The organism is Eisenbergiella massiliensis, assembly GCF_003435485.1.
Genome location: NZ_QVLV01000033.1, coordinates 40,151 through 56,165 on the forward strand (window position 1 = coordinate 40,151; position 16,015 = coordinate 56,165).

The 16,015-nt window shown below is 49.8% G+C and carries 11 protein-coding genes; 6 read left to right on the plus strand and 5 right to left on the minus strand.

Annotation, left to right across the window (positions count from 1 at the left end; translation table 11 throughout):
* The first annotated feature begins 323 nt into the window (after positions 1-323).
* On the plus strand, positions 324-2,210 hold the full coding sequence (locus DXC51_RS26860) for a beta-L-arabinofuranosidase domain-containing protein (RefSeq protein ID WP_117545787.1): 1,887 nt from the start codon (positions 324-326) through the stop codon (positions 2,208-2,210).
* Between the two features lie 98 nt (positions 2,211-2,308).
* On the opposite strand, the gene DXC51_RS26865 is transcribed toward DXC51_RS26860, so the two are convergent.
* Both DXC51_RS26865 and DXC51_RS26870 read right to left on the minus strand, forming a co-directional pair.
* Positions 2,309-4,303: a glycoside hydrolase family 31 protein gene (locus tag DXC51_RS26865; RefSeq protein ID WP_117545788.1), complete on the minus strand. Its 1,995-nt coding sequence runs from the start codon at positions 4,301-4,303 to the stop codon at positions 2,309-2,311.
* A gap of 30 nt (positions 4,304-4,333) precedes the next feature.
* Positions 4,334-4,744 carry a hypothetical protein gene (locus DXC51_RS26870; protein ID WP_117545789.1) on the minus strand — a complete coding sequence of 137 codons (411 nt, stop codon included), beginning with the start codon at positions 4,742-4,744 and terminating at the stop codon, positions 4,334-4,336.
* A gap of 243 nt (positions 4,745-4,987) precedes the next feature.
* Between DXC51_RS26870 and DXC51_RS26875 the strand changes: the two genes are divergently transcribed.
* Positions 4,988-5,878: an AraC family transcriptional regulator gene (locus DXC51_RS26875; protein ID WP_117545790.1), complete on the plus strand. Its 891-nt coding sequence runs from the start codon at positions 4,988-4,990 to the stop codon at positions 5,876-5,878.
* A 103-nt stretch (positions 5,879-5,981) separates the two neighbouring features.
* Here the strand turns inward: DXC51_RS26875 and DXC51_RS26880 are convergent, their stop codons facing one another.
* On the minus strand, positions 5,982-8,096 hold the full coding sequence (locus tag DXC51_RS26880; protein WP_117545791.1) for a glycoside hydrolase family 3 C-terminal domain-containing protein: 2,115 nt from the start codon (positions 8,094-8,096) through the stop codon (positions 5,982-5,984).
* A gap of 706 nt (positions 8,097-8,802) precedes the next feature.
* On the opposite strand from DXC51_RS26880, the gene DXC51_RS26885 reads away from it, so the two are divergent.
* Positions 8,803-9,768 (plus strand): hypothetical protein, encoded by a 966-nt coding sequence (locus DXC51_RS26885; RefSeq protein WP_021637383.1) that lies wholly within the window; start codon positions 8,803-8,805, stop codon positions 9,766-9,768.
* A gap of 34 nt (positions 9,769-9,802) precedes the next feature.
* On the opposite strand, the gene DXC51_RS26890 is transcribed toward DXC51_RS26885, so the two are convergent.
* Positions 9,803-10,426 (minus strand): DedA family protein, encoded by a 624-nt coding sequence (locus DXC51_RS26890; RefSeq protein ID WP_117545792.1) that lies wholly within the window; start codon positions 10,424-10,426, stop codon positions 9,803-9,805.
* 103 nt (positions 10,427-10,529) lie between these two features.
* Positions 10,530-11,441 (minus strand): LysR family transcriptional regulator, encoded by a 912-nt coding sequence (locus DXC51_RS26895; protein ID WP_181970213.1) that lies wholly within the window; start codon positions 11,439-11,441, stop codon positions 10,530-10,532.
* Positions 11,442-11,574: 133 nt separating this feature from the next.
* Between DXC51_RS26895 and DXC51_RS26900 the strand changes: the two genes are divergently transcribed.
* From DXC51_RS26900 to DXC51_RS26910, 3 genes are all read left to right on the plus strand, one after another.
* Positions 11,575-12,723, plus strand: coding sequence for a YkvI family membrane protein (locus DXC51_RS26900; protein ID WP_025488621.1), 1,149 nt, complete (start codon positions 11,575-11,577; stop codon positions 12,721-12,723).
* A gap of 130 nt (positions 12,724-12,853) precedes the next feature.
* Complete coding sequence (locus DXC51_RS26905; RefSeq protein ID WP_102287666.1) at positions 12,854-13,699, plus strand: aminotransferase class IV; 846 nt, start codon at positions 12,854-12,856, stop codon at positions 13,697-13,699.
* A gap of 770 nt (positions 13,700-14,469) precedes the next feature.
* On the plus strand, positions 14,470-15,741 hold the full coding sequence (locus tag DXC51_RS26910) for an MORN repeat-containing protein (protein WP_181970214.1): 1,272 nt from the start codon (positions 14,470-14,472) through the stop codon (positions 15,739-15,741).
* Positions 15,742-16,015: the final 274 nt, after the last annotated feature.

Sequence of the window (16,015 nt, forward strand, 5' to 3'; positions counted from 1 at the left end):
GCTTTTGTAGCGCTTTTTTTTATTCAGAATAACGTTTTTCACTCCTGAGAGCCTGTTTTTTATTTGCAGAAATTTGCATAAGTACCCTGCCTTTTGATTTCCCATCTGACCAGAAATAAATTAAACTGTCGTACTTTTTCCATTTTGTTCATGCTTTCTGCCACTCTGTCCATTCCGTCTTCCCGATTTCCTTTATATAATGAATATATTGGCATATCCGCCGCGCCGCTGCTTTTTTCCGCACTTAAAAACTGGCACATTTCAAAGGAACAGCAGGCGGAAACCGGTTGATTTCATTTAATAAGATACACAGGAGGGGACACATGAAACCAAACAAACATTTAAAAGAACTGGACGGCCTTCGCACCAGATTATATGATCCGGAGCTGAAGCGCCGTGAAGAAGAAAACAGAAGCTATATGATGCATCTGGAAAACCGCTTTCTTCTGCTTAATTTCAATCTGGAGGCCGGAAGGGATACTTCCGACAACGTCATAGAAGGAATGCACGGCGGCTGGGAATTTCCCACCTGCCAGCTGCGGGGACACTTTCTGGGGCACTGGCTGTCCGCTGCCGCCATGCGTTATCATGCTGTAGGGGACAAGGAAATCAAGGCCAAAGCCGATGCGATTGTGGACGAGCTGGCGGAATGCCAGAAGGCAAACGGCGGACAATGGGCCGGACCGATTCCGGAAAAATACCTGTACCGGATCGCCCAGGGGAAGCAGGTATGGGCGCCCCATTATACAATCCACAAGGTATTTATGGGCCTGCTGGACATGTATGAATACGCGGGAAATGAAATTGCACTGGAAATTGCTGAAAATTTTGCTGACTGGTTTTACGACTGGACCGGCCGTTTCAGCCGGGAAGAAATGAATGATATCCTGGATTTTGAGACCGGCGGCATGCTGGAAATCTGGGTGGAGCTTTTTGCCGTTACCGGAAAAGAAAAATATAAGACGCTGATGGAGCGTTATTACAGGGAGCGTCTGTTCGATCCGCTCCTTCGCGGAGAAGATGTGCTGACAAACATGCATGCCAACACCACCATCCCTGAAGTCATCGGCTGCGCCCGCGCTTATGATGTGACAGGGGATGAAAAATGGCGTACCATAGCGGAGAATTACTGGAAGCTTGCCGTAACGGACCGGGGAATGTACGCCACCGGAGGACAGACCTGTGGAGAAATCTGGACGCCTATGAAACGCCTAAGCGCGAGACTTGGACAAAAAGGACAGGAACACTGCACTGTTTACAACATGATGCGGCTTGCCGGATTCCTTTTTCGCTGGACCGGGGATCCCTCTTATGCGGATTATCAGGAACGTCTGCTTTACAACGGCCTGATGGCGCAGGGGTACTGGCAGAGCACTTTAAGCCACGGCTTTACCAGCCCATACCCTTCCCATGGGCTTCTTACCTATTTTCTTCCCATGCAGGCGGGCAGCCGCAAAGGCTGGTCAAGCCAGAAAAGCGATTTCTTCTGCTGTCACGGCACGCTGGTGCAGGCCAACGCCGCTTTCAACAGAGGACTCTACTACCAGTCGGAGGATACGCTCTACGTCTGCCAGTACCGTGACAGCCAGGTTACCTTTAGCATAAAGGATACTCCTGTCACCCTGCTGCAGAAACAGGATCCGCTCACAGGCAGTTCCCACCTTGCAAGCACCTCCTCGGAAAAACAGTCCGTACTGGAGGACACCCGCAAGTATCCTTCCCAGCCGGACTGTCTGGTTCCCTGTCTGAAAATTGAAACGGCAAAGGCGGTGGAAATGACCCTCCAGATCCGCATCCCCTGGTGGATTGCAGGCGAAGCACAGATTCTGGTAAACGGCGAAGAAATCTGGCGCGGCAGCGACGCCGTCTCTTTTGTCCCGCTGAAACGCACCTGGAAGGACGGGGATGTGGTGCGCATCCTGCTGCCGAAAGCAGTAAAGGCATGCCCCCTGCCCGATGATGAAACTATGACGGCCTTCCTTTACGGTCCCGTAGTGCTGGCGGGTCTTACCGACGAGGAGCGCACACTGCACGTTCCCGACCTCTCCCGTCCGGAACAGATCCTTGTCCACGATAATGAACGGGAATGGGGAAGCTGGAAATCCACCTTCCGCACCACCGGCCAGGAACGGGGCATCCGTTTCATCCCGCTGCATGATGTGGGCTATGAACCATACAGCATTTATTTCCCTGTAAAATCAGACAGGTAAAAAATATAGCCTTCGGCTGCATGTCAGCCAGGTAAAACACAGTTTCCGGGCGCATGCCTGACAGGTAAAAATCATGGCTTCCGGCTGCATGCAGCCGGTTATATCAGGCCAATCAGCTCCCGGCAGCTGCCATCCCGCAAAAATACGGGTATCACGGAAAGCGGCGCCTTTACGGAAACCGTCTGTCCTCCCTCATAGGCCGTACCGTCATGAAGCAGCGTCCAGGTATGGCCTTCCGGGAGGTAAACCTCTCTTTCCATCGCATCCTCGTACAAAACCGGGGCTACCAGCATATCGCTTCCGAACATATACTGTTCTTTCATTTCCCAGCAGCACTCCTGTCCGGGAAATTCATAAAACATGGAGCGCATCACCGGCCTGCCGTACCGATGCGCTTCTTCCATCAGCCGCCTGGTATAAGGCCTCATGGCATCGCGCAGCCGGATATAGGCTGCCAGTATCTTTTCATTTTCCTCCCCGAAGCTCCATATTTCATTGGGCCCGCCCGTATGCTGATGCTGTCTGCCGTCCTTTCCCGTCACTCTTTCTGCAGGAAGCCGGTCGCCGTGAAGGCGCATCACCGGGCAGAAGGTTCCCCACTCAAACCAGCGGACCAACAGCTGACGAAAGGCCGCATCCTCCGGATCCCCTCCCGTAAAACCGCCGATATCCGTTGTCCACCAGGGAATTCCCGCAATCCCCATATTCAGCCCCGCGCATACCTGCCTGCGGAAGGTTTTCCAGTCAGAGTGGATATCCCCGGACCAGACAAGCGCCCCGTACCTCTGGCTCCCGGCCCAGGCACAGCGCACCAGGTTCACCGGCTTCTCTAACCCTTCCCTGCGCAGCCCCTCATAAAAGGTCCGCGTAAACAGCTGGGGATACAGATTCCCCACCTGCGCCTGCGTTCCCATCCTGCAGCGGTAATTGTCATAATCATAGGTGGTAAAGCCCGGCTCCGCCTCATCCAGCCAGAAAAGCCTGATCCCTTTTTCCAGATAATTTTTCCTGCATTTTTCCCAGAGATAATCTCGTGCCTGCGGATTCGTCACATCGGTAAAGGTACTGTTTTCATTAAAAAGCTTTGCCAGATCAATCCCCTTCTCCGCCTTAACCAACAGCCCCTTCTGCTTCATTTCCTCATAGTTTTCACTGGTCCAGGCCACCTCCGGCCATACGGAAACCATCAGCTGCACGCCAAGCTCCTCCAGCCTTTTCACCATTTCTTCCGGATCCGGGAAAAATTCCTCATCAAACCGGAAATCCCCCATTCTTGGCCAATGGAAAAAGTCACATACAATCACATCCAGCTTAATCCCCTTTTGATGATAGGTTTCGGCCACCGAAAGAATCTGTTCCTGGTTCCAATAACGCAGCTTGCACTGCCAGAAGCCCAGCCCATATTCCGGCATCATGGGCACCCTGCCCGTGACCGCTGAATAAGCGCACTCAATTTCATCCGGTGTATCTCCTGCCGTAATCCAATAGTCCAGCTGCTTCGTGCTCTGGGCAAACCACTCCGTAGTATTGGCCCCGAAGTTCGCACGCCCCACCGCCGGATTATGCCACAGAAAACCATACCCCAGGCTGGAAAGCAGAAAAGGCACGCTTACCTGGGAATTTCTCTGCGCCAGCTCCAGGTTGCAATACTTGATATTCAGAAAATCCTGCTGATACTGCCCCATCCCATACAGCTTTTCCTCCGGATCGGATGCGAAAGTCACAGCCAGCTGGTAATCCCCGCCGATGACCGGCTTGAAAAAACGGCTCCTCCGGTTGAGCGCGCCATCCTCTCCCGCCTCTGCCAAAAGCAATTTCCCCTCACTGTTGTAAAAAGAAAGCACAGCGCCGGAATTTTTCCCCTTTTCCATCACCCCAATAATTTTCCCATTCCTGATTTCACTTCTCTCTTCCCCAACCGTGATTACAGCCTCCGCCCTCTCCTGCGGCAAAAGTGCATAATCCGTATCCTCCGGCTCCCGCAGCATGGCGCTTCTCACCCGCAGTCCGTTTTCTCCCCACGGCTCCACAATCAGCGTCTCTCCATCCCAACGGCAAACCAGCCTGTTTGCCTCCTGAAACATCCTCTCCATAACAATCCTCCCGTATCCTTTCCCCTGCAATCAATCCAATCCGTCTGCCCTCTGAAGCTCCAAAACCTCATGCAGGACATCACACCAGTTATTCCATAGCCGTTCATAATCCTCCCCCGAAATCACCCGCTCTTCCAAATCCGCAACACTGCGGATTCCCCGCTTTCTGCAGGCATCCGCACAAAGCCTGTAAGCCTCCCAGTCCAGCTCATCCTCATCCCAGACCAACGGAATCCTCTCAAGTCCCGCAAGCCAGGCCGCATAAGCCCGGGTATGCCCGTCCGTAAAAATAACCTGCCCATCCAGCTCCTTCACCGGCACCGCCTCAAACCCGGACAAATCCCCCGGCTCAAACCAACGCCCAATCTGCTCCAGCTTCTCCTCAGAAATATAAAACTGCGACGGCTGAATATCCACGATCCTCAATTCTTTAATATCCACGAGTGCTCCCTTCCGCGCCCCAAACCACGCTCATAAATCTTCCACTATATAAAAACACTAAAAGAATCTTAAATCGAATTATATCATATTTTCCCCTTTTTCCATATCTTCCCTTCTCCACACCAATATTCCACTGCGTAAAGCAGCGCCAGCCGCTCTCACACTTTACGGCTATCATTTCAGATGCTATACTAATAGCAAAAATACGGCCCCCATTACTGCCGCAAGGCGAGGTGATACATAATGATAGAAATACTGAACGGCACGCATGAAACCGTGGCCTACCGGGAAATGAAAGGGATTAAGGTTTTTCTCAACACAGATCCCGAAGACTTCCCCCTCCACTGGCACACAGCGCTGGAGCTTATCATGCCTGTCCGAAATGACTATACGGTCCGGACCAACGGGGAAACCATCCATGTTGTGCCGGGCGACATACTGCTGATTCCCCCGGGAGAGCTGCACTCGCTTTTCGCCCCGCCCGAGGGGGAACGCCTGTTTATGCAGTTTGACTACTCTCTGCTTTGCAGCCTGACGGGCATGGATTCCCTTCTGCACACCCTCCGCCCCTACCGTCTTATCAGGGCCTGTGAACAGGGCGGGCTTGCTGAAACACTCCGTGAATACCTGGAAGAAATCAAAAAGGAATACACCAGCGAGGATCCCTACCGGGAGCCCAGTGTCTATTCCCTGTTTCTTCGCTTTTTTGTGGCCCTCGGACGCAGTGATATGGCCGAAGGGAATAAGTTCCCTGACATTTCCCCCAGCAAACAGCAGGAATATATAGAAAAATTCATGTCCATCTGTACCTATATCAATGACCACTGCACGGAAGATCTGAGCATTGAAAAGCTGGCGGCCAGGGCGGGCTTCAGCAAGTATCATTTTTCCCGGCTTTTCAAGCAGTTTACCGGCGTATCCTGCTATGAATACCTCATCAGCAGAAGAATCGCCTATGCGGAACGGCTGCTGCTTACGCCCAATCTTTCCATCACCGAGGTGGCCATGCAGTCCGGCTTTAACAGCCTTTCCACCTTTAACCGGATCTTCAAAACTGCCAAAAACTGCACGCCGTCTTCCTACAAATCGCTGAACAGGGGAACGCGGCTTGACACTGCCGGTTCCCCTGACTGAATTCTTTATTTTGCGCCTGTCATACATGCCGGCGCTTCGCGCTGATCCAAAAAGTGATTTCAGCGGTAACAGCCCAGATCCATACGGGCTGTTACCTTATTTTTTAAAGGGTAATATCCACCTTTACAGGCTCCTGGCCTGTCAGGCTGATGCTTCTTGCATCAGGCTGGCTGATTCCCACATATAATGCAAAACGGGTACTGTCCACGTACTTCTTTCCTTCTTCATCCACAATCATGAGAGCCTCGTAAGGAACCTGCATTGTTACCTGTACGGTTTCCCCTTTTTTCAGGGCTACTCTCTTAAATGCGCAAAGGCTGTGATTGGGCACCGCATATTTGGATTCCAGATCCTTGATATATGCCTGCAGCACCTCATCGGTATCGTAATCCCCGTTATTTTCCAATACAGCGCTTACCTCAAAGGCTTCGCCTTCTTTGATTTCTCCCACGACTGCAGCCTCTTTTACCGAAACCTTGCCGTAGGTCAGGCCATAACCGAAGGGATAAAGCGGCTCTCTATCCAGATAACGGTAGGTTCTGCCCTTCATGGAATAATCCTCAAAAGCCGGGAAGCCTTTCAGATCCTTGTAGAAGGTTACGGGAAGCTTGCCTGAAGGAGAACAGGAACCAAACAGAATATCTGCCGCAGCCTTACCTCCTCTGGCGCCGGGATACCATACCTGAAGGATGGCGTTCACATGCTCTGCCGCAAACTGCATGTCAATGGAGCTTCCTGACAGCATGCATAATACCACAGGCTTACCGCAGCCGGCCACCGCCTCCAGAAGTTCTCTCTGGGATTCCGGCAGCTCCAGATCCTTTTTGTCGCCGGAAGCGTAACTGTTTCCGGTATCGCCTTCCTCGCCTTCCAGATTCTCATCCAGTCCCAGACACAGAACCACAACGTCACTGTGCTCCGCAACAGTCAGCGCTTCTGAAATCCTGTCCTGTTTCCAGCCCAGATTTTCCACTCTGTCCTTATAAATATGGCAGCCCTCGGAATAATATACCCTTACACTATCTCCCACCGCATCCTGAATTCCTTCCAGCATGGTGATATAGCGGGAAGAGGTGCCGTGATAGTTTCCAACCAGCGGTTTACGGCTGTCCGCGTTAGGTCCGATAACGCCGATTGTGTTCAGTTTTTCCTTACAAAGAGGCAGCGTTCCGTCATTTTTCAACAGAACCATGCTCTCTCTTGCCATTTTCTGAGCCAGTTCCAGATGCTCCTTACATTCCACCACTTCATAAGGAATCTTATCGTATTCATTTTCATCAAAGCAGCCCAGCAAAAATCTGGTGGTAAAAAGCCGTTCCGCTGCCTGGGTAATTTCCTCTTCCGTAACCATACCCTGCTCATAAGCCTTCAGCAAATGCAGATAGGTTATGCCGCAGTTTACATCGCAGCCGGATTTCAACGCTAAAGCTGCTGATTCTTCCGGTGTTTTTGTTACCATATGGTGCATATGGAAATCTCTTATCGCCCAGCAGTCAGATACATAATGTCCCTGGAAATCCCACTCTCCACGAAGAATGTCACGAATCAGCGTCGGGCTTCCGCAGCAGGGCTCGCCGTTTGTTCTGTTATAAGCGCCCATAACGGCTTCCACGCCGGCTTCCTTCACGCAGGCCTCAAAAGCGGGCAGATAGGTTTCATACATGTCCTTTTTGCTTGCTTTGGCATCAAATTCATGACGCACGCCCTCCGGCCCGGAATGTACTGCAAAATGCTTTGCGCAGGCCGCTGTTTTCATATATTCGTCATCCTGGCTGCCCTGCAGTCCCTCCACATAGGCAACGCCAAGACGTGAGGTCAGGTATGGATCTTCCCCATAGGTTTCATGGCCTCTTCCCCATCTGGGATCACGGAAAATATTCACATTGGGCGACCAGAAGGTCAGTCCCTTGTAGATATCCCTGTCGTCATGCCTGGAATATTCGTTGTATTTTGCCCTTCCTTCCATTGCCACCGCGTCTCCCACTGTCTTCAGCAGCTCCTCGTCAAAAGCGGCAGCCATTGCTATGGCCTGCGGAAAGCTGGTCGCCACACCTGCCCTGGCTACGCCGTGAAGCGCTTCATTCCACCAGTTATAGGTAGGGACGCCAAGTCTGGGAATGGCAGGAGCGTCATAACGCAGCTGGGACGCGCGCTCCTCCAATGTCATCTGGGCAACCAGCTCTTTTGCCTTTTGTCTGGCCTTTTCTCTGTCTCTCATACATTTCCTCCTGTTTTGCGGACAAAATACGACCTCTAAGCGGGCAGGGGATTTTCCTCCCAGCCATATTTCAGATTCCGCTGTTCACACTTTTCAGATTTTAAACGCCCCTTTTCCGGCTGCTTTCGTACCATTTTCCGAAAGGAAAAAGAGACGCTTTACTGTTGTTTTGATTATATCAGTTTCCTTACCGGAGGGGCTTGCGAAATATAGCTTGCTGATGACTAAATATTGCGGTCCTTTTATATGGTTAATATGATGACACCGCCGGCTACAGCCCGCCCACACCAGGGCCTGGCCGCATGGATTCAATGAAATGCCGGCTGTTACTGCCCAAACTGAAGGTGAGCCACTGCCGACTGGCTGACAGTTGCAATCCGGGTTTTTATTTTATAAAAAATTAATTGTATGATCACAGGTATACTGTTAAAATAGGAATACACCGGCGGCCGGAATTATGTGAAAGCCCTGTCTGTCGGAACAAACAATCCCTATCTTCATTTATTGTCATACTTCTAATTCGTTTTTCTGTCCGTCTCGGACATGAATTCCAATCAAGAATCAAAAATACCATGCCTGGTAAACCAGGAAAAAGTACAAAATAAAACACAAAAAACAGGTAAGATATGGTTGTCCGGTGTCGGATTTTCAGTTATAATTATATGGCAGGCAGAACTTTATACATAGCTTACGGAACGGAGGCTGTGTGAAAGGACGCAGGAAAAAAGCAGAAGCAAACTCTGCCGCATGGAAAGCTTCCAAGGAGAAGGTTCCCTATCATAAGTTTGCAAAAGAGCGCGAACCGCAACAAAGCAACGGACAGAACTCAGGGGAAAAGCCGGTCTGGCACTCTGAGGATCTGGGCCTGAAAACAGCTGCCCAATATTTTGGTGCAGAGCTGATGCCGCTGCTGGGTATTCCGGGGACAGTGGAGTACATTGCGCCGACCGAAACCGTGAAACTGGAAGCAAGACATTTTTATCAGGATTTCAACTATGCGACAAATGAAAAAAGCTGGATACATTTCGAATTTGAAAGCGATCATATCACAAACGAAGACCTGAAACGTTTCCGGGAATACGAGGCCGCCACCAGCCGGGCGCATAATGTGGATGTAATTACTTATGTCATCTGCTCCGCCAACGTCAAGAACCCCCGTTATCAGTTAATCTCCGGCATTAATGTGTACCGTGTCAGGATTATACGGCTGAAAGGACGGGATTCGGATCTTCTTTTCAAGGCTGTGGAGGAGAAAAAGGCCGGAGGAGAGGCGCTGACGAAAGCGGATCTTGTACCGCTTCTTCTGACGCCGCTGATGTCCGGCAGCATGAAAATTAAAGAGCGGATTATCCGGAGCCTGAAAATACTGTATACGGCAAGGGACTGCATAACTCCGCTGGAAATGGAAAAAATGCAGGCGGTATTATATACGTTTGCAGACAAGTTCCTGAACAAAAATGAATTGGATAACGTGAAAGAGGTGATTACAATGACGACATTGGGGAGAATGATATTTAATGACGGCGTTGAAAAAGGCATCCGCGCCATGGTTCTGGAAAATCTGGAGGAAGACGTCTGCGATGAGCGGATCTGTGAAAAGCTCCAGAAGCATTTTTCTCTTACCCGGGAGGAAGCGGAGGAAAAGGTGCAAAAATATAAAACACAGGAATAACACAGCCGGAGGGGCCGCACGCCCCTCCTTTTCCTCATACCACATGTTCCTTCTTCTTTTTTTTCTTCCAACCCCGCAGTGCAAACGTCACCGCCGCCGTTCCCATGGCAATCCATATAAAAGCGGAACAGGAATCCAGATACTCTGTTATAATCCCCCAGGATTCCCCCGCCACCGCTCCCAACACAACGAGCACAGTATCCCAGATGAGGCTCCCCGCCACAGTAAAGACTGTGAATACCGCCAGGTTCATCCTTGCCATCCCGGCCGGAATAGATATGAGGCTGCGGATAATCGGCACACATCGGCCGAAGAAGACAGCCTTTCTGCCCCGGCCGTCAAACCACTTCAGGGTATCCGAAATCTCCTCCTTCTTAAAACCCAGCCTTTTGCAGAATTTACTGTCCAGCAGTCTTCCCAGCCGCTGCGGACTCAGCAGTGCCCCCGCTCCATAAAGTAAAAAGGCGCTGGCAACGGAAGCTGCTGTGGACACAAAAATGACCCCCGCGATGGTCATCTTCGAACAGGTCGTCAGGAATCCGCCGAAGGTCAGGATAACCTCCGACGGAATGGGCGGGAAAATGGTCTCCACCACAATCAGAAGCCCAATCCCCAGATAACCGAACCGATTCATAATTTCAATCACTATTTCCTGCATATGTTGTCTCTGTCTTCCTCGCTTATTATTCAGTTTATGCCCTTTTTCCTCCATTCAGCACAAAATCGTAACGATTCAGACAACCGCCTTGTTACGCAGGAACTTATTCCGTTACCTTAGTAATCTGCACCCATTCCAGCAGCTTTTCGATTGCCGGATTGTGGTTTTCCGTCAGCCAGCTCACCTCAAAATCCAGCGTTTCCTCCTCCAAATCCTCCTTCAGCATAGGAATCACCACCAGATTCCGGGTATTTCTGTAATACCTGACAGCATATTCCGGCAGAATGGCAATCCCAAGCCCGGCTGAAACCATCAGCAGGAGGGTCTGCACCTCTTTTTCCCGGCTTACAATATTCGGCGCGAAGCCGCCCCTGTCGTAGCACAGGATAACCTCCTCCGCCTCATCATTGGGCCGCCCCTTTGGCTGCATGATAATAAATTCCTCCCCGGACAAATCACGGTAGGACAAATGCTTCCTGGAGGTGAGCGGATGTCCCGGATACAGCACGGCCATCAACGGATAGGACTTCAGAAAACGGTGGCTCAGCTCATGGTAATTATGTACATACGGTGACAGATTAAAGGCCACATCACACTCCCCGTCCTCCAGAAGGCCGTACAAAGCACTCATATTTTCCCGGATCAGCCGGATGGAAATATTGGGATAGGCTTCATGAAAGCTGCGTACCGTCTCTGAAAAAAGGCTCTGCTCATAGCCCCTGATAAATCCGATGGATATGGTGCCGGAAAACCCCTCCGCCGCAGAGCGGGCCAGCTTAACCGCTTCCTCCGACCGGGACAGAATGGCTTTCGCCTCATTCATGAATACCCTGCCCGCAGGCGTCAGCTCCACATGATGCTTATCCCTGATAAAAAGAAGAACCCCTATGCTTTCCTCCAGCGCCCTGATCTGCTGCGTCATGGCTGTCTGGGAAATAAAACATTTCCTGGCCGCCCTGGTAAAATTCAAGGTTTCCGCTACCGACACGAAATACTCCAGCTGTTTCAGATTCATCTTGCCTGTTCCCTTCCTTCTTGGCTTGTAATAAGTTTTACTTATTGTAATATGCAATCTTCCAATTTGCAACCAGCTATTTTTTATCCTATAATTCATTTAATGAATTACAAAAGAAAGCAGGTACAGAAAATTGAAATCATTGAAAAACTTTTATGAGGGCGGCTACGCAAAATACATCCTGCCGGGCGTTCTCCTGCAGTCCGTTCTCATCGGCGGCGGCTACGCTACCGGGCGTGAAATATATTCCTACGGCGCTAAATTCGGCGCCATGGGCTGGATCTCCGGCCTGACCATTGGTATCGGCTTTGCGCTGTTCGCCTTTCTGACCTTTGAGATCTGCCGCATTTACAAGGTTTATGACTACAAAAATTATATCAGGCAGGTCATAGGGCCGCTTTGGCCTGTCATGGACATCCTGACCGTGCTCATCGCAATTGTCCTTATCGCCGTTATGGCTGCGGCCACAGGAAGCATTTTTGAACAGGTCGGCCTGCCGAATATCTTAGGCTCCGTGGTGATCGTATTCCTCTGCGGGCTCCTGAACTTCAAGGGCTCCAAGGTCATTGAAAAATTTGAATCCGTAGGCACCGTCCTCCTATACGGCGGCTATATCCTCTTTACCATCATTGTACTGGTCAAAAAAGGCGGCAACATCCCCCAGGTATTTGCAGCCATGGATACCAGCGCAGTCGGCGGAAGCGTTACTCTCCCGCTGTGCATCTGGACAGGCATCCTCTATGTGGCTTATAATATAAATGCAATCCCCATGGGCATGTTTTCCCTGACCAGGCAGACAAAACGGAAGGAAACGCTGGTTTCCGGAATTATCGCCGGGCTTCTGATGGTAATTCCCTGGTTCCTTTCCTATTTTGCAATGATGTGCTTCTACGGCGACACCTCGATTGTAGGCGCGGACGTGGCTACTCCCTGGATGGAAATGATTAAAGCGGTAAACGGCGGCCCGGTGCTTCTGGGGCTTTTCAGCCTCGTCATGGGCTGGACCCTGGTGGAAACAGCCACCGGCTGTATCCATATGATCATCGACCGTTTTGACGTGGCTCTCGCGGAAAGAGGCAATGCCAAAATGTCGGATCGCAAGCGCGGGCTGATTACCGTGGCAACCCTGATTGCGGCCCTTCTGCTTTCCAGAATCGGTGTGGTTACCCTGATAGAAAAAGGCTATTCCTATCTGTCCTATGGCTTCATCCTTTTCTACCTGCTTCCCACCCTGATTATCGGCGGATACAAAATCCTCCGTCACAAAGAGAAAAAACAGTAAGTGTGAAAGAACGCGGCAGGCCAGTTATCTGAACATCCACGAAGGAACAGAACTATTGTAACAGTTCAGACCTGTCTGAATTATTACAAACAATTATCATTATATAAATAAAAGACAGGAGATATGGATTATGAAATATGTAGGCTATTACAACGGAGAAATCGGCCCTCTTGAGGAAATGAAAATCCCCATGCTGGACCGCGCCGTATACTTCGGCGACGGCTGCTATGATGCAACCACCTTTGCACACAATCATATTTTTGCGGTAAAGGATCATGTGGACCGTTTTTACAACAGCTGCAAAATGCTGGAAATTCCCTTTGATATGCCCAGGGAAACTCTGGTGGAGGAGCTGCAGAAATGTATCGATGCCAACGAACTGGATCACGGCATGCTCTACTGGCAGTGTTCCCGCGGGACGGCGCTGCGCGCCCACAATTTCCCTCCGGCGGACGTTAAGCCCAACCTGATGATTTTTACCGTTCCCTGCGAACTTGTGCCTATGGATCAGGCCTTTAAGCTGATTTCCATGGAGGATACCCGCTTCCTTCACTGCAATATCAAAACACTGAATCTGATTCCCAGCGTTATCGCTTATCAGCGCTGCATGGAATCAGGCTGTCAGGAAACCATTTTCCACAGAGGCGACCGGGTAACGGAATGCGCACATAGCAACGTCCTGATGATTAAGGACGGCGTTCTCTGCACGCCTCCCAGGGATAATCTGATTCTGCCCGGCATCACGCTCAAGCATCTCCTGGAGCTGGCGCAGGCCAACGGAATTCCCACAAAGGAAGCGCCCTTCACCATGGATGAGCTGAGGGACGCGGATGAAATTATCATCAGCAGCTCCGGCGGACTCTGCATCAGGGCCGTGGAGCTGGACGGAAAGCCTGTGGGCGGAAAAGATCCTGCCACCCTGAAAAAGCTGCAGGACGCTTATACGGCATTCTATGATAAGGATACCAATTATTAATATGTGAAAACAGCCGGCGGTGCATCAGCCGGCATCTGAAAATCAAATACCTCGCTGCAAGCCACGAGGTATCAAACTTGCAGCGCTGCAGAGCAGCAGGGTCTTTGACCCTCGCGTCATTCGCCAAGTATCCATGCAAGCATGGATACTTGGCTCGTTGCTCGCGGGAATAAAAGTGTGCAGGCCTGCCTGTCTGGTTCTGAAAGAACCATTGACGGCAGCCTGCACACTTTTTATATACCGTTATACACAGTGCGGAAACTAGTTACCCAAGAAATTCACAAAGCCTGTACTGAGTCAGAAGATTTTTTATCAGCGTACCTTTGAGCACTCTTAACTCCATCTCAACTCCTCCTTTTTCTTTTCAGGATCTGCGTGTTGTTTCCGATACATTAACCATCACGGCTTTGTTATTGCTTCCCGCCGGGTATCTGACTGATTAACCAAACGGTTAATTCAATTGCTTTTTCCTGAAATTTGAGAAAGTATAGTGAGCCTGACGGGTTTTGTCAAGTCCATAAAAATTTTTCTGTTATCTTCAATAAAGCTTCATTCTGCTGTCGCCGTTACAGCGCAGTCTTCCCTTTTTCCTTTCGCCGGCCGGCAGTTTTTTTCCGATACTGCGCTAATCAGGCAGTAGAATAGCGGGAAAGATGCCCGGTTTTTAGAAAAACAAAAGTTTCATGTATTTAGGGCTGGCCGCCGCGCCGGAGACTTGGTACAATAGTTCCTATACAACACATCGATGTATTTTTACAAAGGGGGATATTATGAGAAAGAAATTCATCTTTGCAGCAGTATGCGGCGCACTGCTTCTCAGTGCATGTTCAAAGGAAGTGGAAAACGAACCTTTGGAAATCAGCCTGGCATCTGAAAACTATGCTGTGGAATATACGGGCCTTCTCAAGGATGGGATTCCTGAGGGCGCTGCTGCCTTCACAGGAGAAGAACCTGACGGTTCCAAATGGAACGGCGAGGGAAATTTTGAATCCGGGAAATTGTCGGATGCCAGGGTAGCATCCTTTCCCATGGAACTCGAAGCGGCAGGGCAAAAATATACGGGAACCTTTGAGGGGGATGTCAACGGGGACTGTTTCTCCGGGACATTTACCGGTATGGACGGACTGGTGTATCAAGGTGATATTATCAATAACTGCACCTCTGGAAAAGGGAAGATAGAAGGGCTTGCTTATACCTTAAATGAGAGGGGACGGCAGATAGAAGGGATTTATTCCGGCGACATAAATAATTCCGCAATAACAGGCAGCGGTCAATTTACTTCAAACGATAAGGCATTCATATATGAAGGCGGTTTTGAGGATGGTATGCTAAAGGGCGCCGGCAAATTAAAGGATAACGCCTATCTGGTTAATTTCTCCGAGGTAGACAGAGTAGGGCAATATGAGGGAGATACCATTGACGGCCTGGCAGATGGGCAGGGTACTTTTTCAGCCGTTAATACTTATAATGAGCCATATACATATCAGGGAGGCTGGAAACAGGGACTCTTTCATGGTTATGGTTCCAGGATATTGGAAAATGAAGATTTAATGGATTATACCGGGAATTATATAGAGGGTGAATATGCTCCAAATGCGCAGGAATTTTTTACTTCATTGGGTACCTCAGGTTCTTTCCCTTATACAGTTACTGAGTTAGCGGACAACTTCCTGTCTGAGCATGACCAGCTTTTTTTCGAGCACAATATAGACGATTACAGTTCCTTTCTTGATGAAGAATTCAGTTTTAAGAAATTCGAAAAAAATCCGGCCAAATTCGGAGACAAACTCATTGATTTAAAACGCCTTCAGGTAGTACAGATTTCAGAGGTTAAATACAGTGAATATCTGCCTGTTGTCACTACTATAATTGCCAGTAACTCTAATAATATCTATTGGATTTATTATATTGGCGGGTGTGATGATGTATACGCAGGAAGTACGATTGAAGCATATCTGCTTCCCCTGGGATACGGATCCTATACAACATTGCTGGGGACAAGCAGAACAGCCATGGCGGCTGCTGCAGCAGCGATCAGATAACTGTTTAATGGAAGGATTTATCACTTATGCCGATAGCGATGGCCGGAAAAGCAGAAAGTAAATCACTGTAATTTCATGCAAAAACACCAGCAAAAAAAGCTGGTGTTTTTACGCGTTATGCCAAAGGCCAAACAGAAACCTTATATAAATATATTTCAGTAACGGCCAGGGAAATCCGGATGCAGCCTTCTGCCACACTGCCGAAGGCAATATGAAAATAGCTGAGACTGTCTATATAACTGTGTATTGTAGTAAATTGGTATGTACCCGGTTT